Source organism: Mesorhizobium sp. RCAM 05099 (assembly GCF_059683685.1).
The window spans coordinates 816,304-839,014 of the sequence record NZ_CM185035.1; the positions used below are offsets into that span (position 1 = coordinate 816,304).

A 22,711-nucleotide genomic window follows, 5' to 3' on the forward strand; every position below is an offset into this window, starting at 1 on the left:
TCGGCTGGCGGGGCACTTCCACGATGGGCGCTGGTCCGACCAATGGAACTTCTAACAAAGTTCGCGGCGGGATGTGCGTCAAAATCAGCGCGCGATCAAGAAATTTTCGGCCTGTCCGGGGGATCGCACGCGAAGTTTACCCGCGCAGCACGGCGGAAATGGCGTCGAGCCCGCCCCGCAATTGCGCCTCCGTCGGCCAGCCGAAACCGACGCGGAAGAAGCGTTTTTCCATTTCGAACCAGTGGCCGGGCCCGACATAGGTGCCGTGGTTTTCCAGCAGGTTGACATAGAACCGGTCGAGGTCGAAGCCGGCATCGACATCCAGGCGCGGGAAGCCGACGACGCCGCCTTCGGGCCGCACCCAGTCGACCAGCGGCTCGTTGTCGATCCACGCCTGGACGATGTCGCGGCGCTTGGCCATTTCGGGCAGCAGCGTCGCCAGGAAGGCGTCCCGGCGCTGCAGCATGCCGCGCGCGATGCCTTCGTCGATGACGCTGCCGCAGATGCCGATCTGCTCCTTGGCGGCGAGGAATTTTTCCTGGAGCGCCGCATCCCTCGTGATCAGCCAGCCGATGCGGATGCCGGGAATGCCGAAGGCCTTGGACAGTGACGAGACGCTGATCGCCCGCGGGCTCAGCGAGGCTGCCGAGGGCAGGCGCTTGCCATAGGAGAGATCGCGGTAGGTCTCGTCGACCAGCAGATGGCAGCCGCTAGCCTCGGCGAGCGCCACCAGCGCGTCGAGTTCGGTTCGGCTCATCATCGTGCCGGTGGGATTGTGCGGGCAGGTGACGCTGATCAGCCGGGTGTTCGGCTGGATCGCCGCCTTGACGCGTTCGACATCGATGGCGAAGCCTTCCTCGAAGGCGAGGTCGACAAAGCCGATGGCGCAGCCGATCGCCCTCGGGGTTTCGATGTTGGTGGCGTAGTTGGGCCTGATGACGACCAGATGATCGCTGGCCGACAAAAGCGAAGTCGAGATGATGAACAGCGCGCCGGCGGCACCAGCGGTGACCAGGACATCATCCGGCGAGACGCCGGCGTCCTGCGCCGCGATCAGTGCGCGAAGGTCCTTGTCGCCGCGATGTTCGCCATAGAACAGCGTGAGATCAGGCAGCGACAGACCGATGTCGGAGAGCTTCTGGTCGGCGATCGAGCTTTCGGAAAGATTGAAGCGGATACGGTCGTAGCCGTACTCTTCCGGCGCCTCTTTCTCGATCACCATCCTGGTGTAGTTCATCGCTTCACCCCCAAAGAAACCGTCCGGTCCATCCAAGCCACAAAAACGTGAAGCCTGCCAAGGCGGATTCGCCGGCAGGCTTCAATCAATCCATTGGCTCAGCGCCTAACTGCCTGAAGCGCGTCGCGTTGAATCGGGGTTCAGGCGACGCGCTTCAAGTCTTTTGTTTTATGCATGTCGCCGTCCCAAAACCGCCGCGCACTTTTTGGGCGACAAGCCTAGGCCGAGGCCTTGGCCTTCCTGCCCTTGGCGGGTGCCTTCACCGGGGCGGCCTTGCGGCCGAGCCCGATCGACTTCGCCAGCAGCGAGCGCGAGGCCGCGTAGTTGGGGGCAACCATCGGGTAGTCCGCGGGCAAGCCCCATTTGGCGCGATAGGCGTCCGGCGTCAGGCCGAAATGCACGCCGAGATGACGCTTCAGGGATTTGAACTTCTTGCCGTCCTCGAGGCAGATGATGAAATCCGGCGTGACCGACTTCTTGGGGTTGACCGCGGGGACCAGCGGCGCCGCCACCGGGACCACCGGCTTGCCGAGCCCGCTTATCGACGTGCTGACGCTGGCGATGAGATCGGGCAGGCCGGAAGCTGGCAAGCGGTTCTTCTCGACGTAAGCGGACACGATGTGTGCGGTCAGTTCGAGAAGGTCGATGTCTTTAGGGGCGATGTCGTGGTCGTCGGTCAATCTATCTCTCCGTCCAAGGCGAATGACCTGAAAATCGGATTCGATTTCCGGAAAGGATCATGCGCAAATCAAAATGCTACCGCGTCGTTTGGGGATCCGCGGGGCGAGCTGCGTTATTGGGGCGCGGAATTCCTAGTCGGCAAATCTGCACAACGCAATGACTTGGTGTGGCGACACACGTTATTTTGAACAACTATACTAAACAGTAACAATATCAGACGATCAACGCCTTGTCGCGCCACAAACGAAACCCGCCTTCGAAGGCGCGTGTGTTGTCGCCGCGTCTGCTGTCGGCGGGCAATTCATCGAGCTTGTCGACATTGCCGCCGCCAATGACGACATAGTCCGGCTGCATGGCGGCGCGGAGCCGGTCGACGACGTCGAAGACATGTTTGCGCCACTTCTTCTTGCCGCGCTTTTCTAGGCCGCGTTCGCCGACATAGTCCTCGAAACTCTTGCCATTCTTGTAGGGAAGGTGGGCGACTTCCATCGGCTGGGCGACATTGTCGACGATCATCGCCGCGCCAAGACCAGTTCCCAGCCCGAGGAACAGCATGCGCCCGCCCTCGTAACTGCCGATGGCCTGCATCAGCGCGTCATTGACCACCTTCACCGGTTTGCCGAATTGCGCGGCGAAATCGTAGCCGGCCCAGCCCTTGCCGAGATTGGCGGGGTCGGCCAACGGCCGGTTGTGGGTGACCGGGCCAGGATAGCCCATCGAGATGACGTCGTATGACAGGCCTTCGGCGAGCTTCCTTACCGTCTCGGCCATCTGCTGCGGCGTCAGGCCGGGACCGGAGTCGGCGCGGCACTCCGCGCCGCCGGCGCTGGTCAGGATCTTGACGTGCGAACCGCCGATATCGATCGAAAGCACGATCTTCTCGACATCCGGTACTGGTTGCTTCACCGCCTTGGCCATCGCGTCATCCTCTCACTTCACCGGATCGATCCAGCCGTTGGGCGGCCCGAACCCGCTCATGACATCGGCAGGGCCCCATGTTCCTGGCTCGTAGATATGCGGCGGCGTGGTGTCGCCAAGCACCGGGCCGACGATGCGCCAGGCAAGTTCGCTGGCGTCCTGGCGGGTGAACAGCTGACCATTGCCGTTCATGGCATCGCCGATCAGCCGCTCATAGGGCGGCATGTCGGCCTTGCTGTCGTCGAGCGCCGTCAGCTCGACCTGCTCGCCGATCATGTCGTCGCCGGACGCCTTGCGCTGGGCGCCGATGGCGATCACCACCTGCGGATCGATGCGGAAGCGCACAAAGTTCTGGTCGGCGGGCTTGATCGGATCGAAGACGTCGAGCGGCGGCCGCTTCAGCCGCACCACCACCTCGGTGACATGAACCGGCATGTTCTTGCCGGCGCGGATGAAGAACGGCACATCCCGCCAGCGCCATGTGTCGACGAAGAAGCGCACCGCCGCGAAGGTTTCGACCGGCGAGTTCGGCGCCACGCCGGGTTCGGTGAGATAGCCCTTGAACTGACCGCGCACGACATCGTCTTTTGTCAGTGTCCGGATCGCGCGCAGCACCTGCACCTTCTCGTCGATCAGGTCGTCGGCGGAGCGGCCGACCGGCGGCTCCATGGCCAGCAGCAACAGGATGTTGAGCAGGTGGTTCTCGATGACGTCGCGGATGCAGCCGACATCGTCGTAGAAGCGGCCGCGCCCCTCGACGCCGAAATCCTCGGCCATGGTGATCTGCACGCTTTCGACGAAGTTGCGATTCCAGATCGGTTCGAGCAAGGAATTGGCGAAGCGGAAATAGAGCAGGTTCTGGATCGCTTCCTTGCCGAGATAGTGGTCGATGCGGAAGATCGACTGTTCGTCGAACACCAGGTGCAAGACCCGGTTCAACCAGCGCGCCGACTGCAGGTCGTGGCCGAACGGCTTTTCCACCATCAGCCGCGCGCCGTGCGCCGTGCCCGATTGCTCCAGCCCCTGGACGACCGTCTCGAACATGGTCGGTGGCACCGCCATGTAGTGCAGCGGCCGCTGGGCGCTGCCGAGCGCACTCTTCAGCCTTTCGAAAGTGGCCGGATCACGATAGTCACCGCTGACATAGCGAAGCAGCGACGCGAGCTTGGCGAACACCTTGTCGTCGATCTTGCCGAGCGCATGGACGATGCCGTCGCGGGCGCGCGCCTGCAGCTGCTTCAAATCCCAGGCGTCGAACGCGACGCCGATCACCGGTTCGGTGAGCGTACCCTTGGCGACCATCTGGTAAAGCGCCGGAAATATCTTCTTGTGGGCGAGGTCGCCGGTGGCTCCGAAAAGCACCAGCGTGTCGGACCGTTCCTGGCTCATGCGCGTGTCTCCCCTGCCGCCGTCACGATCCGGCCTTCGGCTTCTCGACATGGCCGCCGAACGCATAGCGCATGGCGGACAACAGCTTGTCGGCGAATTCGGATTCGCCTTGCGAGGAGAAGCGGTCGAACAGCGCCGAGGACAGCACCGGCGCCGGCACGCCGGTGTCGATCGCCGCCTTCAGCGTCCAGCGGCCTTCGCCGGAATCCGAGACGCGGCCACCAAAGTTCGCCAGCGATGCGTCTGACTTCAGCGTGCTGGCGGTGAGGTCGAGCAGCCACGAGCCGATGACGCTGCCGTGCCGCCAGACCTCAGCGACGTTGGCGAGGTCAATATCGAACTGGTAATATTCGGGGTTCTGCAGCGGGCTGGTCTCGGCGTCGGCATCGCGCTTGACCTTGCCGGCATTGCCGGCCTTGAGGATGTTCATGCCCTCGGCATAGGCGGCCATGACGCCGTATTCGATGCCGTTGTGAACCATCTTGACGAAATGGCCAGCACCACTCGGACCACAATGGAGATAGCCGAACGGTGCGGTGCCGGCGGTCTTGTCCGGGGCAGGCGCGCCGACATCGGCGCCGGGCGCCAGCGTGGCGAATACCGAATCGAGATGCTGGACCGCTTCGTCAGGGCCGCCGATCATCAGGCAGTAGCCGCGATCGAGACCCCAGACGCCGCCGCTGGTGCCGACATCGACATAGTTCAGGCCCTTGTCCTTGAGCCTGGCCGCGCGATCGACATCGTCATGATAGTAGGAATTGCCGCCATCGATGATGATGTCGCCGGGTTCCATCAGGGCCGCCACCTGATCGACGATCTTGCCGGTGATCGCGGCCGGCAGCATCAGCCAGACGCAGCGCGGCTTGGCGAGCTTGCCGACGAATTCCGCCATCGAGGCCGCTCCGGACGCGCCATCGGTCACCAGGGCCGCCACGCTGGCGGGGTTGATGTCGTAGACGACGCATTCGTGGCCGTCGCGCATCAGGCGCCGGACCATGTTGGCGCCCATCCGGCCCAGTCCCATCATTCCGATCTGCATGGTTTCGTCCCTGTTTCCTAGAGATTTGCTGGATTTCCTGGGGAAGGATCTACCGGCTATCCTGCCCGGTTGATATGACGGAGAAGTCGACATTCTCCCAATCGCCGGTGCCGGGCCAGAAAAAAGTGAAGGTGAGCGCGGTTCCGCCGGGGAGGCCGGACACAGGCAGATCGACAAGATGGATACCGAAAGCGTTCTCTCTTGTCTGGCTGTCGCGGGCCGTCGCCCAGTTGTCGGTGCTCCAGCGAACCGTCGCGGCGGCCAGCAGCTCGACGCGCAACGCCTTGCCGACCGCCAGCGTGCGGATCTTGTGGTTGAACCGCCAGGTCCTGAACGGCGATACGGTCCTGTCCCCGATGTAGCGCTTGACGCCTTGCGGCGGCATGTCGAAGACCGTGCCGTCGCGCAGCGAGCGCAGCAGCTTGATATGCTCCGAATGTGCCCAGACCAACGGCATCGCGCTGCCGGAAGGGCGACCATGCAGCAGTTCGCGCTCGACCAGGTCGGCGCCGTCCCAGACCTGCTCCGGCAACAGACCGCCAAGCCCGGCCGAGCCTTCCAGCGCCGCCAGCAGGCTGGCCGCCTTGTCCATGCGCCCCGCCGCCAGCTCGTAATGGGCGCGTTCGCCGGCAAGCAACGGCCAGGGCCGGCCCTGGCCGGTGCCGTCGAAAGGCGCGCCGTCTTCGTGCTCGCCATAGCCGTCGCCACTGTAGCGGTACCAGAGCGGTCCTTGCGGCAGATCGCAGCGCAATTGCGCATCGATGACCTTGACGGTGTCGATCATGCGCGGATCGTCGGCCGCCCGCAGGCCGAAGCGGACGAGTGCCAGCGCGTCGGGGCTGACAATTTCCTCGGCGGGCCGATCCGTATCGCCGGGCGGCCGGTTCTTGATCGGGACATAGCCGTCCTTCGGCGAGCCGGCCTCGGCGCTGTCGGGTGGCGCGATGCGGACGTAGTAGCCATCGACGCCGGTTTCCTCGCAGATGGCCGTGCCGGTGACGTAGGTCCAGTGCTCCACCTGGTCGTTCCAGCCATCGGCGGTCTCGCGCAGATAGGTTGCCGCGTCTTCCTTGCCGCAGGCGTCGAGCAGGTCCGCCGCGGCAAGCAGTGCGGCGATCTCGACGGCAAGCGTGAACGGACTGTACCCGGCATCTTCTTCCCAGCGGTCCTCGCCGGTGACGGGTCCGTTGCGCACGACATAGGTGGCGGCGCGCTCGATCATCGGCAGGAAGGCGGAGAGCCTGGCGCGCGGCAGGTGCCCGGCGCGGTGCAATGCGTCAGCCAGCAGCAGCGGAAAGGCGCATTCGTCCATCTGAATGCCGGGCCAATAGGCCGACCCATCGAGCCAGGCGTTCTGCGGCCAGTGGCCGTCCGGCTGCTGGATGGAGCGCAGATAGCCAAGAATCCGCAGGGCCGACGCGGCATCGCCGGCGGCGAGAAAGCCGCCCGCCGTTTCGACCAGATCGCGCGGCCAGACCAGATGGTAGCCGCCGAGATCGTCGTCGCCCTTGTTGAAGCCCCACGGGATCGAGAGGCTGGCGACCGCGGCGCCCGGCATGGCGGTCGAGCGGTGCGTCGCCAGAACCGCGGTCGAGACGCGATAGAAGTTGACCCCGGATTCGCCATGCCGGTCCAGTGGCAGCAGGTCGGCCTGCCAGGTGCGCCAATTCCGGACGTAGGACCTGGCCGTCGCCGCAAAGCCTCGCTTCAGGCTGGCGAAGGCATTTTCAGCAGCCTCATCAGGGGTCGCGCCAAAGCCAAGAGCCAGCAATGCCGTTGTCTTCGCGCCGGAAAAGCCGATCTCTCCGGTCAACGCGACATTACCGTCCTCGGCCCGTTGGCAAGCCGGGTCAAGCTTGCCGGCATGATGGAGTTGCTGCCAGCCATCGGAGAAGCCGACATAGCCGGCCGAGCAACTCACCCATGGCAGCGACGAGGCCAGCGCCAGGCAGATGCCGCGCCCCGAGGCAAACAGCACCGGCTTTCCCTTGTGGTCGCCGACCCAGGCGGTGTTGCCCATGCCGGCGTTGACCAGATGCGGCGCCAGCAAGGCGTAGACGCGGTAGTCGCCGGACGCACCCTTGAGCGGCGTGAAGGTGATCTCCTGCAGCAGGGCGGGGCGGGCCGGGTCGGCGAGGACGCGCTTTTCGATCCGGTAGGCGCCATCGGTCGCGGTGTTGACCAGCCGGTAGGCGGGCACACCGTCCTCGAACGGTTCGATGGCGTGCGCGGCATCGCGTTTTTCTTCCGAGAAATAGCCGTCGGGGCCGGTGACGATCAGGCCAAGGTCGCGCGTGCAGGCGCTGTCGACGCGCGGATAGTAGACCTCGTTGAGAATGCCGTGGCTGATCGTGAACCAGATCCGGCCGGCCGGTGAAAGGGAGGTTCCGACGCCGCTCTTGGCGCTTGACGTCCAGCGTGCCGGAATTCCCGGGGCGCCCGGAGCAACGGTTGGCGTCACTGGCATTCTGTTTCGGTCTCCTGGCCCCTTCCCTAGACCAGGACGCGAACCCTTTTCAATCATTGCACCGCAAGTTGATCGACCGCCGCAATGGGGGCGTCGTTGACAGCATCGTTCGTAGATGTCCACTATTCCCGCGGCAGGGAGGCCCGGCGAAAATCGCGGATCGGCAGCACGCTCGGGCACGGGAGCGTCGCGGCCGGCCCGGCGTGGTCCGTTCAGTTGTCATGGGAGGTCTCAAAACCATGTCGGATGTATCTCCCATACTGATCGACCGGCTGCTTGCTATTTCGCGGGCGCTGGCCGGCCACATCGATACCGGTACGGCGTTCCGCGCAACGGCCATCGAAATCGGTACGCTCATTCCGCACAATCATATCGATCTGGCGGTGCTGTCGCACGATCGGCGCATGCATGCCTGCTATGAAGCCGGCTTCCACACCAGCTGGAGCGATCTGTCGCAGCATCCGGTGGAGGGCAGCCCGATCCGGTCGGTGCTGTGGGGCGAGGTGCCCTATCTGCTGGCGGACGATGCTCTTTTCGACCAGCGCTTCCACTTCACGGGGGCATTCGACGAACCGATCTTCGCCGCAAGGCTGCGCAGCCGCATCATCGTGCCGCTCAGGGCGCGCGGCGGCATCATCGGCGCCCTCAACATCAGCCGGCATGAGGTCGGCTGCTACACGCTTGCCGATGTCGAGGTCGCCCAGCAATGCGCCGACCTGATCGCACCCTATATCTTCGCGCTGATCCAGACCGAGGAGGCGCGCCGGGCCATGCTTGCCGAGAGCGAAGCGCGCAATCGCGTCGAACTGCTGCGGGTCGGCGCCTCGCAACTGACCGAAGGCATGGAGCGCGAACGCCGGCGCATGGCCATGGACCTGCACGACCAGACGCTTGCCGACCTCGCCCGCATCGCGCGCCAGCTTTCGGCCTTGCGCGGCCAGGGCGTGGCGCGGGCGGCGCAGCTTGCCGACCTCGAGCAGGAGGTCGCCGGCTGCCTGACGGAACTGCGCCACATCGTCGACGACATGCGGCCGAGCGTGCTCGAACTGTTCGGCCTGCGCGATGCGGTCGAGGCGCATCTCAACCGCAGCGTCGCCAGGGCCAAGCCGCCGATTGCCGTGCGCATCGCCGATACCAGCGACGGCAGCGCTGATAGCCTGCCCGAGCCGGTCCGCACCGCGCTCTACAGGATCGTGCAGGAAGCGATCAACAATGCGGTCCGCCACGCCGCGCCGCGCCGCATCGACGTGCTGCTGGCGTCGACGGCGAGCATGCTGCGGGTGATCGTGACCGATGACGGCCAGGGATGCGGCACTGTTGATCCGGCCGCCCATGGCGGCATTGGCCACATGCACACGCGCGCGGCTCTTATCGGGGCGCGGCTGCGCATCGGTCAAGCCAGCCGCAAGGGCGGCGGCACGCGTGTCGTCATCGAGATAGACCGCCAGACGTCCCGGCAATTGCCCGGTGCGGCGGTTGCAACAGCGCCCGGCCAGCAGGCCGTGCCGGAGGGTGTGTGATGCTTGTGATGATCGCCGAGAATGACGGGCTGCACCGCACATTCGCGCGCCGGACCGTCGAGCAATTGTGGCCCGGCGACGTCGAGGTGATCGAGGCGAGCGACGGCGAGGACGCCATCAACCTCGCCGCCGAGCGCGAGCCGCCGCATGTCGTGCTCGACCTGCAGATGCCGAAGGCGACGGGAATCGAGGTTGCCAGGGCGATCTGGAACCGCCGCGCCGGCACGCACATCCTGTTCTGGTCGAATTTCGCCGACGAGGCGTATGTCCGCGGGGTGGCACGCATCGTGCCGCCAGGTTCGGTCTATGGCTATGTGCTCAAGTCGGCGACGGAGGAGGGCATGCGGTCAGCCCTGCGCGGCGTTTTCCGCGAAGGCCACTGCATCATCGACCGCGAGATACGCGGCATCCAGCACCGCGTCCAGGATCGATTCGAGGGCATCACCGACGGCGAATATGAAAGCCTGATCGACATCGCGCTTGGCCTGACCGACCGCGCCATCGCGGCGCGTCGCGGCCTGTCGATCCGTGGTGCCCAGAGCCGCATCAAGCATGTCTACGACAAGCTCGGCATCGTGCCGGCGGAGGACGGCGCAAGCGACGCTTCCGTGTTCAACTCGCGGACACGGGCGATCTACCTTGCCATGGCGCGCGGCCTGATCAACGTCGATGCGCTGCGCCGCGAGCAGGACCGGCTCGATGCCTGGCTGGCGCAGGCTCCGCCGGAACACTGATTCCAACCGCCTGGACTGTGCAAACGCACAGTCGGCCGTGCGCTTTGACCCGTATCGCCATGCCGGCGCCGCAACTACGCTCGACCCCATAAAAAGACTTTATCGGGGAAGCGCTCATGCCATTCGTCACCATGCGGATTCGCAAGGCTGTTTGCGCCGCCAGGGGCCAGTGATGTCGGCGTTGGCGCGGCCCCGCCACTCCGGCTTCGACGACATCGTCGGCGATGCGACGATCGAAACGCTGGCGAGCGGCTTCGGTTTCTTAGAAGGGCCGGTATGGCACCCTTACGAGAAATGGTTGGTGTTCAGCGACATTCCGGAAAGCCGCATCTACCGGCGCCATGCGGAGGGCGAGATCGAGCTGTTGCGCGAGCCGAGCCACAAGGCCAATGGCAACACGCTGGACCGCCAGGGACGGCTGGTCACTTGCGAGCACGCGACGAGCCGCGTGACCCGCGCCGAGCCCAACGGCAGCACGACGGTGCTCGCCACGCACCATCAGGACAGGCAGCTCAACAGCCCGAACGACATCGTCGTTGCCACCGGCGGATCGATCTACTTCACCGATCCGGGCTACGGCAGGATGGAATTCTATGGCGTGCCGCGTCGCCAGGAGCTGCCGTTCCAGGGCGTCTACCGCATCGATGGCGACGGCGCCCGGCTGACATTGCTGGCCGACGATTTCATCCAGCCGAACGGCCTTTGCTTCTCATTGGACGAGTCGCGGCTGTTCATCAACGACACCGAGCGCGGCCATATCAGGGTGTTCGGCGTCGAGCCGAACGGCGACCTCAATGGCGGCGCGGTGTGGGCCGTGACCGAGGGCGATGGACCGGGAGCGCCCGACGGCATGAAGATCGACAGCCGCGGCAATCTCTACTGCACCGGTCCCGGTGGCATCCATGTCTTCGACGCGTCGGGTGCCATCCTGGGTGTCATCCGGACGCCGGAGAACTGCGCGAATTTCACGTTCGGCGACGACGATCTGAGGAGCCTCTACATCACCGCGTCGACATCGCTTTACCGGCTCAGGGTGCGCGTGCCGGGATTAAGACTGTTTTGAGCTCGCGATCATCCGTGCTCAAATCAGGTTGGGAGTGAGGCCGGGATGAAAGCCGGCAGGAACTGTAGCAGTCAACATCTGGGAGGATACGACATGAAGAAACTACTCGTCTTGAGCGCCCTGGCGGCAATGCTCGCCTCGGGCACGGCACTTGCCGACACCAGTGGCAAGAAGATCGCCTTTTCCAACAATTATGCCGGCAATTCGTGGCGGCAGGCGATGCTCGACAGCTATGGCATCGTCACCAAGAAAGCAGTTGCCGATAAGGTGGTTGGCGCCGCCGACATCTTCACCACCGCCGACAAGGAGGTGCCGACGCAGGCCGCGCAGGTGCAGAACCTGATCCTGCAGGGCTATGACGCGATCGTCATCAACGCCGCGTCGCCCGACGCACTCAACGGCGCCATCAAGCAGGCCTGCGACGCCGGCATCGTGGTCGTCTCCTTCGACGGAACCGTGACCGAACCTTGCGCCTACCGCGTCGTCGTCGACTTCAAGGACATGGGCAAGCAGGAAGTCGAACAGATGGCCAAGTTCCAGCCCAAGGGCGGCAATCTGCTGGAAATCCGAGGCCTTGCCGGCACCTCGATCGACGATGCCATCCATGCCGGCATCCTCGAAGGCGTAGCAGCCCATCCCGAGTTCAAGATCGTCGGCTCGGTGACCGGCGACTGGGACCAGACCACCGCGCAGAAGGCGGTCGCGACCATCCTGCCATCGCTGCCGGATGTCGTCGGCATCGTCGACCAGGGTGGTGACGGCTACGGTGCTGCGCAGGCCTTCGCCGCCGCCGGCAAGCCGCGCCCGACCATCATCATGGGCAACCGCCAGGACGAGCTGCAGTGGTGGAAGGAGCAGAAGGACAAGGACGGCTACCAGACCTGGTCGGCTTCGATCGCGCCCGGCGTGTCGTCGCTCGCCTTCTGGGTGGCGCAGCAGGTGCTCGACGGCCGCAAGGACATCCCGCACGATCTGCTGGTGCCGTATCTGGCCTTCACCCAGGACGATTTCGAGGCCGAGCTGCCGAAGATCGTCAAGGGCGGCGTCGCCAGCCACGAATACACGCAGGAAGACGCCATCGCGGCCATCAAAGCCAACATCAAGTGAGTGTCGCGGCAGCGTTGCCGTCCGTATCGCCGAGCGGATATCGTTGAGCATGCCTGAAGGGAACGCTGACATCATCAGACTGAACGGCGCCGAAAAACATTTCGGCGCCGTTCGCGCCCTGGGCGGCGTGGATTTTCACGTCGGTCCTGGCGAGTGCGTCGGTCTCGTCGGTCACAATGGCGCCGGCAAGTCGACACTCATGCACATGGTGGCGGGCACCTTGACGCCCGACAGCGGCAGGATCGGCGTGCATGGCGACAGCGAGGACAATTACTCGGTGTCACGGGCGCAGCAGCTCGGCATACGCTGCGTGTTCCAGGAGCTTTCGCTGTGTCCCAATCTCAGCGTCGCCGAGAACACGCGCATCAACCATGCTTCGCTGCGCGGCTTCGGCTGGCGGCGCAAGGCGGCCGAGCTGATCGCCGCCAAGCTCGACGAGATCTTTCCGGGGCACAGCATCTCGGCGTCGGACATTGTTGGCGACCTGTCGATCGGCCGGCGGCAGATGGTCGAGGTGGCGCGCGCCTTCACGGTCACCCAGGATCGGCTCGACCTCGTCATCCTCGACGAGCCGACATCGTCGCTGGACGCGCATACGGCCGGCCAGTTGCTGGCTTTCGTGCGCCGCTTCGTCGCCGGCGGCAAAAGCTGCATCCTGATATCGCATGTGCTGGGCGAAGTGCTGCGGAATGCCGACCGCATCGTGGTGATGCGCGACGGCAAGGTGGTTGTCGCCGATGCCGCCAGTGCCTTCGACCGCGACCGGCTGGTGACGGCGATGGGCGGGGCGGAAGCGCGCCAGAAGGCTGCGGCGCAAGTCGCCGCCGCCAAGCCCGAGGCCAGTCCGCTGCGGGTGCGGGCCCGTCCCGCCACGCAGAAGGACGGCACCGAGCTTGTCGCCCGCGCAGGCGAAATCATCGGCCTTGCCGGGCTGGCGGGACATGGGCAGACCGACCTGCTGCTGGCGATCTTCGCGGCTGCGTCGCGCGCCCGGGCCGGCATCGAGGTGACCGCGCCGGTGGCGCTGGTGGCCGGCGACCGCCAGTCGGACGGTATCTTCCCGCAATGGTCGATCGCGCAGAATATCGGCATCCGCTCGCTGGCACGCTTGCGCAAAGGGCTGCTGATCTCGCCGCAGCGTGAGGCCGAACTCGCCGAGTTCTGGCAAAAAAAGATCGGCATCCGCACGCCGGACATGAACAACAACATCTTCTCGCTGTCGGGCGGCAACCAGCAGAAGGCGCTGTTTGCCCGTGCGCTGGGCTCCGACGCACAGATCGTGCTGATGGACGACCCGATGCGCGGCGTCGATATCGGCACCAAACTGGAGGTCTACGACCTCGTGCGCGAAGAAGCCCGCAATGGCCGTACCTTCCTCTGGTACACCACGGAAACCGAAGAGCTCGACAATTGCGACCACATCCATGTCTTCAAGAACGGCCGGATCGTCGCCAATCTGCGGCGCGACGAATTGACCGAAGAGAAGATCATCCAGTCCTCGTTCGGCGATGCGGCCTGAGATGACGGCCGCCAGCGTCGACACCGGCCTCAAGACGTCCTCCGAGCGCGGGGCGCTGGCGCGTGCCCGCCTGCTGCGCGGGCTGCTGCCAGCGCTGTCGCTGGCGCTGGTGCTGATTGCCATCGCATGGCTCAACCCGCGCGCCATCAGCTATTTCGGCTTCAGCCTGATGCTCAACCTGGCGATCCCGATCGCGCTGGCGACGATCGCGCAGATGTTCGTCATCGCCGGCAACGAGCTCGACCTGTCGATCGGCACCTTTGTCGGCTTCGTCGGCTGCGTCACGGCGACCTGGCTGAAGGACGCGCCGCTCATCGGCGTCGCCATCCTGCTCGGCTCGATCGGCGTCTATGCGCTGCTCGGCGCGCTGATCCATCTGCGTAACCTGCCCTCGATCGTGGTGACGCTCGGCATGAGCTTCGTCTGGCAGGGCCTGGCCATTCTCGTCCTGCCCAAACCTGGCGGCAAGGCGCCGGACTGGCTGCTGGCGTTCATGTCCTTCAAGCCGCCTTTCGTGCCGTTCCCGATCATTGCGGCGCTGCTGATCGGCCTCATCGTCCATTTCGGCTTGATGCGCACTTCCTATGGTGTGATCCTGCGCGGCTCCGGCGGCAATCCGGCGGCGCTCGCGCGCGCCGGCTGGTCGCTGCTCAAGACCAAGATCGTGCTGTTTTCGCTGGCCGGCCTGTTCGGCGTGCTGTCCGGCATGGCGCTGATCGGCATTACCACCTCCGCCGATGCCAATATCGGCAATGGCTACACGCTGCTGGCGATCGCCGGCGTCATCCTTGGCGGCGGCGAATTCGTCGGTGGCCGGGTGTCGCCGATCGGCGCGGTGCTTGGCGCACTCACACTGGCGCTCGCCGCATCGCCGCTGCTCACCTTCATGCACATTCCACCCGACTGGCAGGTGGCCGCCAATGGCGCCATCCTGATCATCGTGCTGGCGGCGCGGGTGCTGATCAGCCGCAGGGAGAGGTGAGGCAATGGTATCGGTGAAGGCGCTGCTCGGCAGACCCTGGATCTGGTCGTTCCTGGGCGCGGTGCTGGTGTGGCTGGCGACGATCGCCTTCACCGGCGGCTATGGCGCCGGTGGCATGGTCACCGCGGCCCTGTCGCTGGCGGTGTTCACCGTCATCGTCGGCGTCGGCCAGATGTTCGTCATCACGCTTGGCCCAGGCAATGTCGACCTGTCGCTGCCGGCCAATATCGGGCTTGCCAGCGCCGTCGCCATGAAGGTCATGGACGGCAGCGATTCCATGATCGCGGTCGGGCTGCTGGCGGCGCTCGCCACGGGTGCCGCGATCGGTGTCGTCAACTACCTGCTGATCTGGGCGCTGCGCATTCCGCCGATCATCGCCACGCTGTCGGCCAGCTTCATCATCCAGTCGATCGACATCAGCTATGGGCGCGGGCTGCAGATCAAGCCACCGCCCGGCTTCGCCGATTTCGCCAACTGGCAGGTGCTGGGCATTCCGGTGCTGGCGATCCTCACCGTGCTGTTCACCATCGGTGCGGCAATAGCGCTGCAGCGCATGATCTATGGCCGCTCGGTGCTGGCGATCGGGCAGAACATCCGTGCCGCCTGGCTCGCCGGCGTCAATGTCGGGCGCATCCGCTTCCTCACCTACACGTTGTCGGGGGCGCTCGGCGGCATCGACGGTGCGCTGCTCGCCGGCTATTTCCGCGGCGCCAATGTCGATATCGGCAACGAGTATCTGCTGGCGTCCATCGCCGTCGTCGTCATCGGCGGCACGTCGGTGGCCGGCGGCAAGGCCAACGTGCCCGGCGTCTGGGGCGCGGCGCTGTTCCTGGTGCTGCTTTTGACCATGCTCAACACGTTCGGCGTCAGCGCCGGCGTGCGTCTGCTGCTGACCGGGCTGATCATCGTTGGCGTGATCACCGCGGCGGGTGGGCAGAAGGCCTTGCGTTGAGGCTACGCGTTATTCCGCGCTCGCTCGCAGATGCCGGGCGAGCATCAGGCGCAACTCCTCCAGCACGCCGTCACGCAATCTCTTCTCGCCGACCAGCGCCAGCGGTATGCGCATCAGCTGCGGCACGATGACGGCCAGCCGCTCGGCCTGGCCCGCGGGCAGCGGCGGTTCGGCCTGCGCGAACAGCGCGGCGATCTGGCCGCGCCGCCGGACTCGCATCGCGCGCCGCCAGCCGTCGTCGCCGGGCAGGTCGAGCAGCGCTGAATAGGCCGGGTGCGTGGCCAGGAAGTCGCCGAGCACGTCGAACAACGCATCGGCGATCGCAGCCGGCGCCAGGCCCTTGGCGCGCTCCCGCAAGGCGTCGAGCTGGGTGGAGAGACTTTCGGCATGTTCGGCCAGAATGGCTGTCGCCAGCGCCTCCTTGGTCGGGAAGAACAGGTAGAGCGTGCCGATGGCCGCACCGGCGCGGGCGGCGATCTCGGTCATCGTCGTGGCATCGAAACCCTTCTCGACGAACAGTGTAGCCGCACTCGCCATCAGTGCCGCGACCCGCTCGCGCCCTCTTTTTTGCTGCGGCGCACGCGGATTTGACACCGGGGCTCTTGCTTTTTCCGAGGCCATCCTCATATTTCCAAACCTGAGACTATCCTCATATATAGCGCTGGTGCCAACCATGCCAGCACCCTTGGACGTTACCACCATGAATAGCGCCGCGGACAGCCGCCCACAGAGCCACAAATGGATGGTTCTGAGCAACACAACGCTCGGCATGCTGGCCGCCGCCATCAACGGTTCGATCCTGCTGATCAGCCTGCCGGCGGTGTTTCGCGGTATCGGCCTCAAGGCGCTCGACCCCGGCAACATCAACTACCTGCTCTGGGCGATCATCGGCTACATGATCGCAACGGCGGTGCTGGTCGTCGCCTTCGGCCGGCTCGGCGACCAGTTCGGCCGCGCCAAAATGTACAATCTCGGTTTTGCCGTCTTCACCGCCGCCTCGATCGCGCTCAGCCTGCTGCCTGGCCAGGGCGACTTCGCGGCGATCTACCTGATCAGCGTGCGCATCATCCAGGGCATCGGCGGCGCGCTGATCATGGCCAATTCCACGGCCCTTCTCACGGATGCCTTTCCGGAAAACGAACGCGGCTTCGCGCTCGGCATCAATGTCGTGGCGGCCATCGGCGGCCAGTTCGTCGGCCTGTTGATCGGTGGCCTGCTTGCCGACACGGACTGGCGGCTGGTGTTCTGGATCAACGTGCCGTTCGGCCTCGTCGGCACGGTCTGGGCGTACCTCAAGCTGCACGATGCGCCGAACCGCTCCACGCACACGATCGACTGGCTCGGCAACATCAGCTTCGGGCTCGGCCTCGTCCTCATCCTCATCCTCACCGCCATCACCTACGGCCTGCAGCCCTATGGCGATCAGGTCATGGCATGGACCAGCCCGAAAGTGCTTGTCCTGTTTGCCATCGGCTTCATCTCGCTGATCGCCTTCGTGTTCATCGAGCAGCGCGTCGCCAAGCCGATGCTCGACCTCAAGCTGTTCCGCATTCCCGGCTTTGCCTATGGCAACATTGCCAATCTGGCCTCGGGCATTGCGCGCGGCGGGCTGCAGTTCATGCTGATCGTCTGGCTGCAAGGCATCTGGCTGCCATTGCATGGCTATTCGTTCGAGGAGACGCCGCTGTGGTCGGCCATCTTCATGCTGCCGCTGACGGTCGGTTTCCTGATCGCTGGTCCGGTGTCCGGCTATTTCTCCGACCGGGTCGGCGGCGTGCCGTTCGCGGTCGGCGGCATGGTGGTCGGCGCGGCAAGTTTCGTGGCGCTGATGGCGTTGCCGGCCGACTTCTCCTACGCGGTATTCGCCGCGCTGTTGTTCCTCAATGGCCTTGGCTCCGGCCTGTTCGTGGCGCCGAACTCGACGCAGATCATGAACTCGGTGCCGGCGCGCGAGCGCGGCCAGGCCTCGGGCATGCGCGCCACCACCACCAATGCCGGACAGGTGCTGTCGATCGGCCTGTTCTTCAGCCTGATGATCCTCGGCCTCGCCGCCAGCCTGCCGCAGACGATGGAGGCCGGGCTGCTGGCGCAGCATGTGCCGGAGGCGGTTGCGCACCAGATCGCCAACATGCCGCCGGTGACCAGCCTGTTCGCCGCCTTCCTCGGCTACAATCCGATGGGCGAGCTGATCCCGGCCGATGTGCTGCACGCGCTGCCGCAGCAGAGCATCGATACGCTGACCGGCCACGCCTTCTTCCCCGAGCTGATGTCGGGACCGTTCAAGCATGGTCTTGTCTTCGCCTTCACCTTCTCGGCGATCCTCTATCTCATCGCGGCCTTCGCTTCATGGCGTGGCGGACGCACTGTCAAAGCCGCGATACCGGAGAGGATGGTGGCGGAGGCTGCCGGCCGGCATTGATCCAAATGGTAAGCGTTGTGCCAGGCCGGCATCCGGTTCCCATCCGCGTCATGGCGCTGTAAATCCCGTTCGCGCGGTCTTGGCCGCTCACCATTGCTGGGAGGTTTTGTTGTCCGATTTCCTGAAGGTCAGTCGCGACGGTGATGTCGCCATCGTCACCATCGACAATCCGCCGGTCAACGCGCTGAGTTTTCATGTCCGCGAGCCGCTGATGCGGGCGCTGGTCGAGCTGCGCGATGACACTTCGGTTGCCGCCATCGTCATCGCCTGCGCCGGCCGGACGTTCGTCGCCGGGGCCGACATCACCGAGTTCGGCAAACCAATGCAGCAGCCGGAACTGCGCGCCATCGTGGCCATGCTGGAAACCATTGCCAAGCCGACGGTGGCCGCCATCCACGGCACGGCACTGGGCGGCGGGCTGGAACTGGCGCTCGGCTGCCATTTCCGCGTTGCCGACGCCGGTGCCAAGCTCGGCCTTCCCGAGGTGAAGCTCGGCCTGCTGCCGGGCGGCGGCGGCACGGTGCGGCTGCCGCGTCTTGTCGGCGCGGTGAAGGCGCTCAAGATGATCGTTTCCGGTACGCCGATCGGTGCGGCCGAGGCGCATGCCGCCGGTCTCGTCGATGCCGTCTTCGAAGGCGATCTGACCACGCATGCGGTGAACTTCGCCGGGAAATAGCCCGCAAGGGTGGTCCCTTCACGCCGGTGCGCGATCGCGATGAGGGGCTTAGGGAAACCGACCTGGCGACCTTCGACACCGAGGCAACGGATCTTGCCAGGAAGGCGCGCGGCCTCGAAGCGCCGATCGCCTGCGCGCAAGCGGTGCGCAATGCCGTCACGCTGCCCTTCGACGATGCGCTGGCGGCGGAGCGTGCGCTGTTCGTCAAGCTCGTCGCCAGCGACCAGTCGCGCGCCCAGCGCCACCTGTTCTTCGCCGAACGTGAGGCGGCAAAGCTTCCCGGCAAGGACACGCCCAAGCGCAGGATCGCCCGCGTCGGCGTCATCGGCGCCGGCACGATGGGCGGTGGCATCGCCATGGCCTTCGCCAATGGCGGCTATCCCGTCACCCTGCTGGAAACCAGCCATCAGGCACTGCAGCGCGGGTTGGCGACGATCGACAGGAACTATGCCGTTTCGGTCAGTCGCGGCTCCTTGACCGAAGACGCCAGGCAGCAGCGGCTTGCGCAGTTCAAGGGCTCCACCGACTACGCCGATCTCGCCGATTGCGACCTGATCGTCGAGGCGGTGTTCGAGGACATGGCGGTCAAGAAGGAGGTGTTCGGCAAGCTTGACGCCGTAGCCAGGCCGGGCGCGATCCTCGCCACCAACACCTCCTATCTCGACATCAACGAAATCGCCGCCTCGACCTCGCGGCCGCAGGATGTGCTTGGACTGCATTTCTTCTCGCCGGCCAATGTCATGAAGCTGCTGGAGATCGTGCGGGCCGACAAGACCGCGCCCGATGCGCTGGCGACGGTGGTCGACCTGGCACGACGGATCGGCAAGGTGGCTGTCGTCGTCGGCGTCTGCCACGGCTTCGTCGGCAACCGCATGCTGGCCGCACGGGGTTCGGAATCCGAAGCGCTTCTTTTGGAAGGTGCCACGCCGCGCCAGATCGACCAGGCGTTCACCGATTTCGGCTGGCCGATGGGCCCGTTCCAGATGGGCGATCTCGCCGGCCTCGACATCGGCTGGCGCAACCGCAAGGCGCGCGGCCAGACGGCCGTCATCGCCGATACGCTGTGCGAACAAGGGCGGTTCGGCCAGAAGACCGGCCGTGGCTTCTATCTCTACGAGAGCGGCGCCCGCACACCGGTGCCGGATCCCGAGGTCGAGGCGCTGATCCGCGACAAGGCCGCCGAGAAGGGCATCGCGCCGCGCGCGCTCGACGCCGCGGAGATCATCGAGCGCACGCTCTATCCCCTGGTCAACGAGGGGGCGAAGATTCTCGAGGAAGGGATCGCGGCCCGCGCGTCAGACATCGATGTCGTCTGGGTCAACGGCTACGGCTTTCCCATCGGCAAGGGTGGCCCGATGTTCTGGGCCGGTCTCGAAGGGGCGGGCAAGATCATCGAGCGCCTCGAATACTGGCATCAGCGGACCGGCAAGGATGTGTTCAAGCCGGCACCGTTGCTGAAGCGGATGGCCGAAACCGGCTCCTGGGACGGCGTGCCAGCCTGATCAAACTCTGATTCGAGGCTGGAGGAGTACCGCGAACGCCACGTCGACGTGGTGGCAATGACGCGGCAGATGTCGCTCGACCATGCCCGGCACAATGTCCGTGCCAACGCCCCTGCCCAGGCTGGGGCGACAGCCCATTCAACGAACCGTTCATCGCAAAGATGGGCGGACGCGAGCGATCGAGCGCTACTTCGCACCAAGATTCCGGTGGAACGCTGGGCCGCCTTCGACACGGATCCCCGACGGCTTCTCGCTCACACGTGCTTGCGGCCGCCGGTCGCGCGGAACCAGCTGTCGGGATAGGGGTACCACCAGTCCTGGATTGCCGGCCTGTGGTCGATGATGACCATTTTCGAGCGGCGGAAGGCATCCAGCCCCTGGCGTCCAAGCTCGCGGCCGAGGCCCGAGGCCTTCCAGCCGCCGAAGGGCAGGGCGTCATTGTCGATCAACGGATTGTTGACCCAGACCATGCCGGCCTCGAGCCGTTCGGCCGCCTCGTGCGCCTCGGCCAGATCAGTGGTGAAGACGGAGGCGCCGAGCCCGAACGGGCTGTCATTGGCAAGCCTGATCGCTTCGTCGAAATCCTTGACGCGGCAGATCGCGGCGACCGGCCCGAAGCACTCTTCGCGCACGATCGCCATATCCGGGGTGACGCCGGTGAGAATGGTCGGTTCGTAGAACCAGCCGGTGTCATGCGCCGGTGGGATGCGCCCGCCGGTGACTGCCTTGGCGCCGTGTGCGATGGCGTCGTCAACCAGGCGCATCACCTTGGTCCGCGCGCTTTCGCTGACCAGCGGGCCGATCTCGGTCTTGCCCATGCCGTTGCCGATGCGCAGCGCGCGCGTCCTTTCGGCGAACAGCGCGACGAAGCGGTCGTGCACGGCGTCGACGACGAAGAAGCGTTCGGCCGAGGTGCAGACCTGGCCGGTGAGGTGGAAGGCGGCGGTGACGCTGCCGGCCGCCGCTATGTCGAGCGGGGCGTGCTCGCTGATGATCAGCGGATCGCTGCCACCGGCCTCGATGACGCAAGGCTTCATGCGCTCGGCGCAGGCCACGGCCACCGCCTTGCCGGCGGCGACCGAGCCGGTGAAGGCAACCGCATGGGTGCGATCCGAAGCGATCAGTGCCTGCGCGGTGGCCGCGCCGCCCGGCAGGCAGGAGACCAGCCCCTCGGGCAGCGAGCGGAACACGGTCATGTAGTCTGATGTCGACAGCGTCGTCGCCTCGGCCGGCTTGATCACGCAGGCATTGCCGGCGGCAAGCGAGGCGGCGACCGTCCAGCACATTAAGAGGATGGGGAAGTTGTAGGGCATGATGTGGACGGAGACGCCATAAGGCTCGTAGCGGGCGTACTGGAACGAACCGGCCTGCGTGGTGCCGGCGATCTTGCCGGCGTCGTCACGCGCCATCTCGGCATAGTAGCGGAAGATCGGCGCGCAATTGGCGATCTCGCCAATGGCTTCCGGATAGGGCTTGCCCATCTCGCGCACCATCAGTTCGGCGCAGCGGGTGAAGTCGGCCGCTTCGATGGCGTTGGCGACGGCATGCAGGTGCTTTGCCCGGCTCTTGGCGTCTAGCCTTTTCCAGGCGGCTTGCGCCTTGGTGGCTGCGGTCAGCACGGCGTCGATCTCGTCATCGGTAGCGGCCGAGATCGCGCCGACGGTTTCGAGCGTCGCCGGGTCGATCACCGCTGTCGTCGCGCCGGCCATCGGCGGGTAGTCCGGATTGACGAAGAACGCCGGCCGGTCAGGGGAGAAATGCATGGACATCCTCTCGGATCCGCTCAGCGGATCATGTAGACCTTCTTGATCGTCTCATGGACGGTGCAGACGCCTTTCCAGTCCTGCGGAAAGAACGCTACCGTGTCCGGCTCGATCTCGATCACCTCGCCGGATTCATGCACGTAGGTGCAGCGGCCTTCGAGGAAATGGCAGAACTCGTCGCGGGTGACGTGGCAGTGCCATTTGCCGGGCGTGCAGACCCACAGCCCGCACTCGGAACGGCCTTCCGGACCCTTGTACAGCAGCTTGCCCGAGGTGCGGGATTCGCCCTCGATCATGGTCGGGATGACGCCCCAATCGACGAGGTCGGTGATGGCGAGCGGCGATTGCATGATGGGGGTGGTCATATCGGTTCCTTGAAAGAGTGCTCACCGGCACATGAAGGCCTTGGTCAGCGTTTCGGTGATGATGGAGGTGCCGGTCCAGCCGGCGGGAAAGAACACCAGCGTGCCGGCCTCGACCGGGATCTCTTCGCCGTTGTCGTGGACATAGCTGCCGCGCCCTGACAGGAAATGGCAGAACTCATCGGCCGCGAAGATGATGTGGCGCGTGCCCGGCGTGCATGACCAGAGGCCGCATTCGCTCGACCCGTCCGGGTTCTGGAACAGGATCTTGCCGGAGGCGCGCGGCGAACCGGCGAGCGGCGACGCGCTTGCGCCCCAGTCGTCCAGCGCCACCGAGGCGGCGTTCGGCCAATAAGGTGTCGGCATGTTGTGGAACTCCAG

18 protein-coding genes and 1 pseudogene are annotated in these 22,711 nt (G+C 65.4%); 9 read left to right on the top strand and 10 right to left on the bottom strand.

What is annotated here, in order from left to right:
• Positions 1-136: 136 nt before the first annotated feature.
• The 6 genes from AC56QQ_RS04030 to AC56QQ_RS04055 all read right to left on the bottom strand — a co-directional run bounded on the left by AC56QQ_RS04030 (position 137) and on the right by AC56QQ_RS04055 (position 7,731).
• The gene (locus tag AC56QQ_RS04030) at positions 137-1,237 is read right to left on the bottom strand and encodes an aminotransferase class I/II-fold pyridoxal phosphate-dependent enzyme (RefSeq protein ID WP_497125635.1); all 1,101 of its coding nucleotides are present in this window, start codon (positions 1,235-1,237) and stop codon (positions 137-139) included.
• A 218-nt stretch (positions 1,238-1,455) separates the two neighbouring features.
• Positions 1,456-1,917, bottom strand: coding sequence for a Ros/MucR family transcriptional regulator (locus AC56QQ_RS04035; RefSeq protein ID WP_489858439.1), 462 nt, complete (start codon positions 1,915-1,917; stop codon positions 1,456-1,458).
• A gap of 214 nt (positions 1,918-2,131) precedes the next feature.
• Entirely contained in the window at positions 2,132-2,836 is a 705-nt protein-coding gene (locus tag AC56QQ_RS04040) for an ROK family protein (protein WP_497125636.1), read from the bottom strand.
• Between the two features lie 12 nt (positions 2,837-2,848).
• Positions 2,849-4,225, bottom strand: a complete 1,377-nt coding sequence (gene zwf, locus AC56QQ_RS04045) for a glucose-6-phosphate dehydrogenase (protein ID WP_497125637.1) — start codon at positions 4,223-4,225, stop codon at positions 2,849-2,851.
• Between the two features lie 22 nt (positions 4,226-4,247).
• The gene (gene gnd, locus AC56QQ_RS04050) at positions 4,248-5,264 is read right to left on the bottom strand and encodes a phosphogluconate dehydrogenase (NAD(+)-dependent, decarboxylating) (RefSeq protein WP_497125638.1); all 1,017 of its coding nucleotides are present in this window, start codon (positions 5,262-5,264) and stop codon (positions 4,248-4,250) included.
• Positions 5,265-5,313: 49 nt separating this feature from the next.
• Entirely contained in the window at positions 5,314-7,731 is a 2,418-nt protein-coding gene (locus AC56QQ_RS04055; RefSeq protein ID WP_497125639.1) for a glucan 1,4-alpha-glucosidase, read from the bottom strand.
• A gap of 239 nt (positions 7,732-7,970) precedes the next feature.
• Between AC56QQ_RS04055 and AC56QQ_RS04060 the strand changes: the two genes are divergently transcribed.
• The 7 genes from AC56QQ_RS04060 to AC56QQ_RS04090 all read left to right on the top strand — a co-directional run bounded on the left by AC56QQ_RS04060 (position 7,971) and on the right by AC56QQ_RS04090 (position 15,608).
• On the top strand, positions 7,971-9,251 hold the full coding sequence (locus AC56QQ_RS04060) for a sensor histidine kinase (protein ID WP_497125641.1): 1,281 nt from the start codon (positions 7,971-7,973) through the stop codon (positions 9,249-9,251).
• A complete protein-coding gene (locus AC56QQ_RS04065; protein ID WP_497125642.1) occupies positions 9,251-9,985 on the top strand; it encodes a response regulator in 735 nt (244 codons plus the stop codon). Before AC56QQ_RS04060 ends, AC56QQ_RS04065 begins: the two co-directional genes overlap by 1 nt.
• Positions 9,986-10,157: 172 nt before the next feature.
• Entirely contained in the window at positions 10,158-11,048 is an 891-nt protein-coding gene (locus AC56QQ_RS04070) for an SMP-30/gluconolactonase/LRE family protein (protein WP_497125643.1), read from the top strand.
• 93 nt (positions 11,049-11,141) lie between these two features.
• Positions 11,142-12,155 (top strand): ABC transporter substrate-binding protein, encoded by a 1,014-nt coding sequence (locus AC56QQ_RS04075; RefSeq protein WP_091576075.1) that lies wholly within the window; start codon positions 11,142-11,144, stop codon positions 12,153-12,155.
• A gap of 49 nt (positions 12,156-12,204) precedes the next feature.
• Positions 12,205-13,674 (top strand): sugar ABC transporter ATP-binding protein, encoded by a 1,470-nt coding sequence (locus AC56QQ_RS04080; RefSeq protein WP_497125644.1) that lies wholly within the window; start codon positions 12,205-12,207, stop codon positions 13,672-13,674.
• A gap of 1 nt (position 13,675) precedes the next feature.
• Positions 13,676-14,656, top strand: coding sequence for an ABC transporter permease (locus AC56QQ_RS04085; protein WP_497125645.1), 981 nt, complete (start codon positions 13,676-13,678; stop codon positions 14,654-14,656).
• A 4-nt stretch (positions 14,657-14,660) separates the two neighbouring features.
• The gene (locus AC56QQ_RS04090; protein ID WP_497125646.1) at positions 14,661-15,608 is read left to right on the top strand and encodes an ABC transporter permease; all 948 of its coding nucleotides are present in this window, start codon (positions 14,661-14,663) and stop codon (positions 15,606-15,608) included.
• Positions 15,609-15,617: 9 nt separating this feature from the next.
• Here the strand turns inward: AC56QQ_RS04090 and AC56QQ_RS04095 are convergent, their stop codons facing one another.
• Positions 15,618-16,202 carry a TetR/AcrR family transcriptional regulator gene (locus AC56QQ_RS04095; RefSeq protein ID WP_497125647.1) on the bottom strand — a complete coding sequence of 195 codons (585 nt, stop codon included), beginning with the start codon at positions 16,200-16,202 and terminating at the stop codon, positions 15,618-15,620.
• 106 nt (positions 16,203-16,308) lie between these two features.
• On the opposite strand from AC56QQ_RS04095, the gene AC56QQ_RS04100 reads away from it, so the two are divergent.
• Both AC56QQ_RS04100 and AC56QQ_RS04105 read left to right on the top strand, forming a co-directional pair.
• Positions 16,309-18,027 carry an MFS transporter gene (locus AC56QQ_RS04100; RefSeq protein WP_497125648.1) on the top strand — a complete coding sequence of 573 codons (1,719 nt, stop codon included), beginning with the start codon at positions 16,309-16,311 and terminating at the stop codon, positions 18,025-18,027.
• A gap of 109 nt (positions 18,028-18,136) precedes the next feature.
• Positions 18,137-20,205, top strand: a pseudogene (locus tag AC56QQ_RS04105) (3-hydroxyacyl-CoA dehydrogenase NAD-binding domain-containing protein).
• Positions 20,206-20,459: 254 nt separating this feature from the next.
• On the opposite strand, the gene AC56QQ_RS04110 reads toward AC56QQ_RS04105, so the two are convergent.
• From AC56QQ_RS04110 to AC56QQ_RS04120, 3 genes are read right to left on the bottom strand one after another with little or no spacing between them, the layout of a single operon-like run.
• Positions 20,460-21,968: an aldehyde dehydrogenase family protein gene (locus tag AC56QQ_RS04110; RefSeq protein WP_497125649.1), complete on the bottom strand. Its 1,509-nt coding sequence runs from the start codon at positions 21,966-21,968 to the stop codon at positions 20,460-20,462.
• 20 nt (positions 21,969-21,988) lie between these two features.
• Positions 21,989-22,333, bottom strand: coding sequence for a cupin domain-containing protein (locus AC56QQ_RS04115; RefSeq protein ID WP_497125650.1), 345 nt, complete (start codon positions 22,331-22,333; stop codon positions 21,989-21,991).
• A 21-nt stretch (positions 22,334-22,354) separates the two neighbouring features.
• The gene (locus AC56QQ_RS04120; RefSeq protein WP_497125651.1) at positions 22,355-22,696 is read right to left on the bottom strand and encodes a cupin domain-containing protein; all 342 of its coding nucleotides are present in this window, start codon (positions 22,694-22,696) and stop codon (positions 22,355-22,357) included.
• Positions 22,697-22,711: the final 15 nt, after the last annotated feature.

What these genes read in the sequence shown, in the direction of transcription:
- AC56QQ_RS04030 (WP_497125635.1), bottom strand. Translation starts at nt 1,237, where the DNA reads ATGAACTACACCAGGATGGTGATCGAGAAAGAGGCGCCGGAAGAGTAC.
- AC56QQ_RS04040 (WP_497125636.1), bottom strand. Translation starts at nt 2,836, where the DNA reads ATGGCCAAGGCGGTGAAGCAACCAGTACCGGATGTCGAGAAGATCGTG.
- zwf (WP_497125637.1), bottom strand. Translation starts at nt 4,225, where the DNA reads ATGAGCCAGGAACGGTCCGACACGCTGGTGCTTTTCGGAGCCACCGGC.
- gnd (WP_497125638.1), bottom strand. Translation starts at nt 5,264, where the DNA reads ATGCAGATCGGAATGATGGGACTGGGCCGGATGGGCGCCAACATGGTC.
- AC56QQ_RS04055 (WP_497125639.1), bottom strand. Translation starts at nt 7,731, where the DNA reads ATGCCAGTGACGCCAACCGTTGCTCCGGGCGCCCCGGGAATTCCGGCA.
- AC56QQ_RS04060 (WP_497125641.1), top strand. Translation starts at nt 7,971, where the DNA reads ATGTCGGATGTATCTCCCATACTGATCGACCGGCTGCTTGCTATTTCG.
- AC56QQ_RS04065 (WP_497125642.1), top strand. Translation starts at nt 9,251, where the DNA reads ATGCTTGTGATGATCGCCGAGAATGACGGGCTGCACCGCACATTCGCG.
- AC56QQ_RS04070 (WP_497125643.1), top strand. Translation starts at nt 10,158, where the DNA reads ATGTCGGCGTTGGCGCGGCCCCGCCACTCCGGCTTCGACGACATCGTC.
- AC56QQ_RS04075 (WP_091576075.1), top strand. Translation starts at nt 11,142, where the DNA reads ATGAAGAAACTACTCGTCTTGAGCGCCCTGGCGGCAATGCTCGCCTCG.
- AC56QQ_RS04080 (WP_497125644.1), top strand. Translation starts at nt 12,205, where the DNA reads ATGCCTGAAGGGAACGCTGACATCATCAGACTGAACGGCGCCGAAAAA.
- AC56QQ_RS04085 (WP_497125645.1), top strand. Translation starts at nt 13,676, where the DNA reads ATGACGGCCGCCAGCGTCGACACCGGCCTCAAGACGTCCTCCGAGCGC.
- AC56QQ_RS04090 (WP_497125646.1), top strand. Translation starts at nt 14,661, where the DNA reads ATGGTATCGGTGAAGGCGCTGCTCGGCAGACCCTGGATCTGGTCGTTC.
- AC56QQ_RS04100 (WP_497125648.1), top strand. Translation starts at nt 16,309, where the DNA reads ATGAATAGCGCCGCGGACAGCCGCCCACAGAGCCACAAATGGATGGTT.
- AC56QQ_RS04110 (WP_497125649.1), bottom strand. Translation starts at nt 21,968, where the DNA reads ATGCATTTCTCCCCTGACCGGCCGGCGTTCTTCGTCAATCCGGACTAC.
- AC56QQ_RS04115 (WP_497125650.1), bottom strand. Translation starts at nt 22,333, where the DNA reads ATGACCACCCCCATCATGCAATCGCCGCTCGCCATCACCGACCTCGTC.
- AC56QQ_RS04120 (WP_497125651.1), bottom strand. Translation starts at nt 22,696, where the DNA reads ATGCCGACACCTTATTGGCCGAACGCCGCCTCGGTGGCGCTGGACGAC.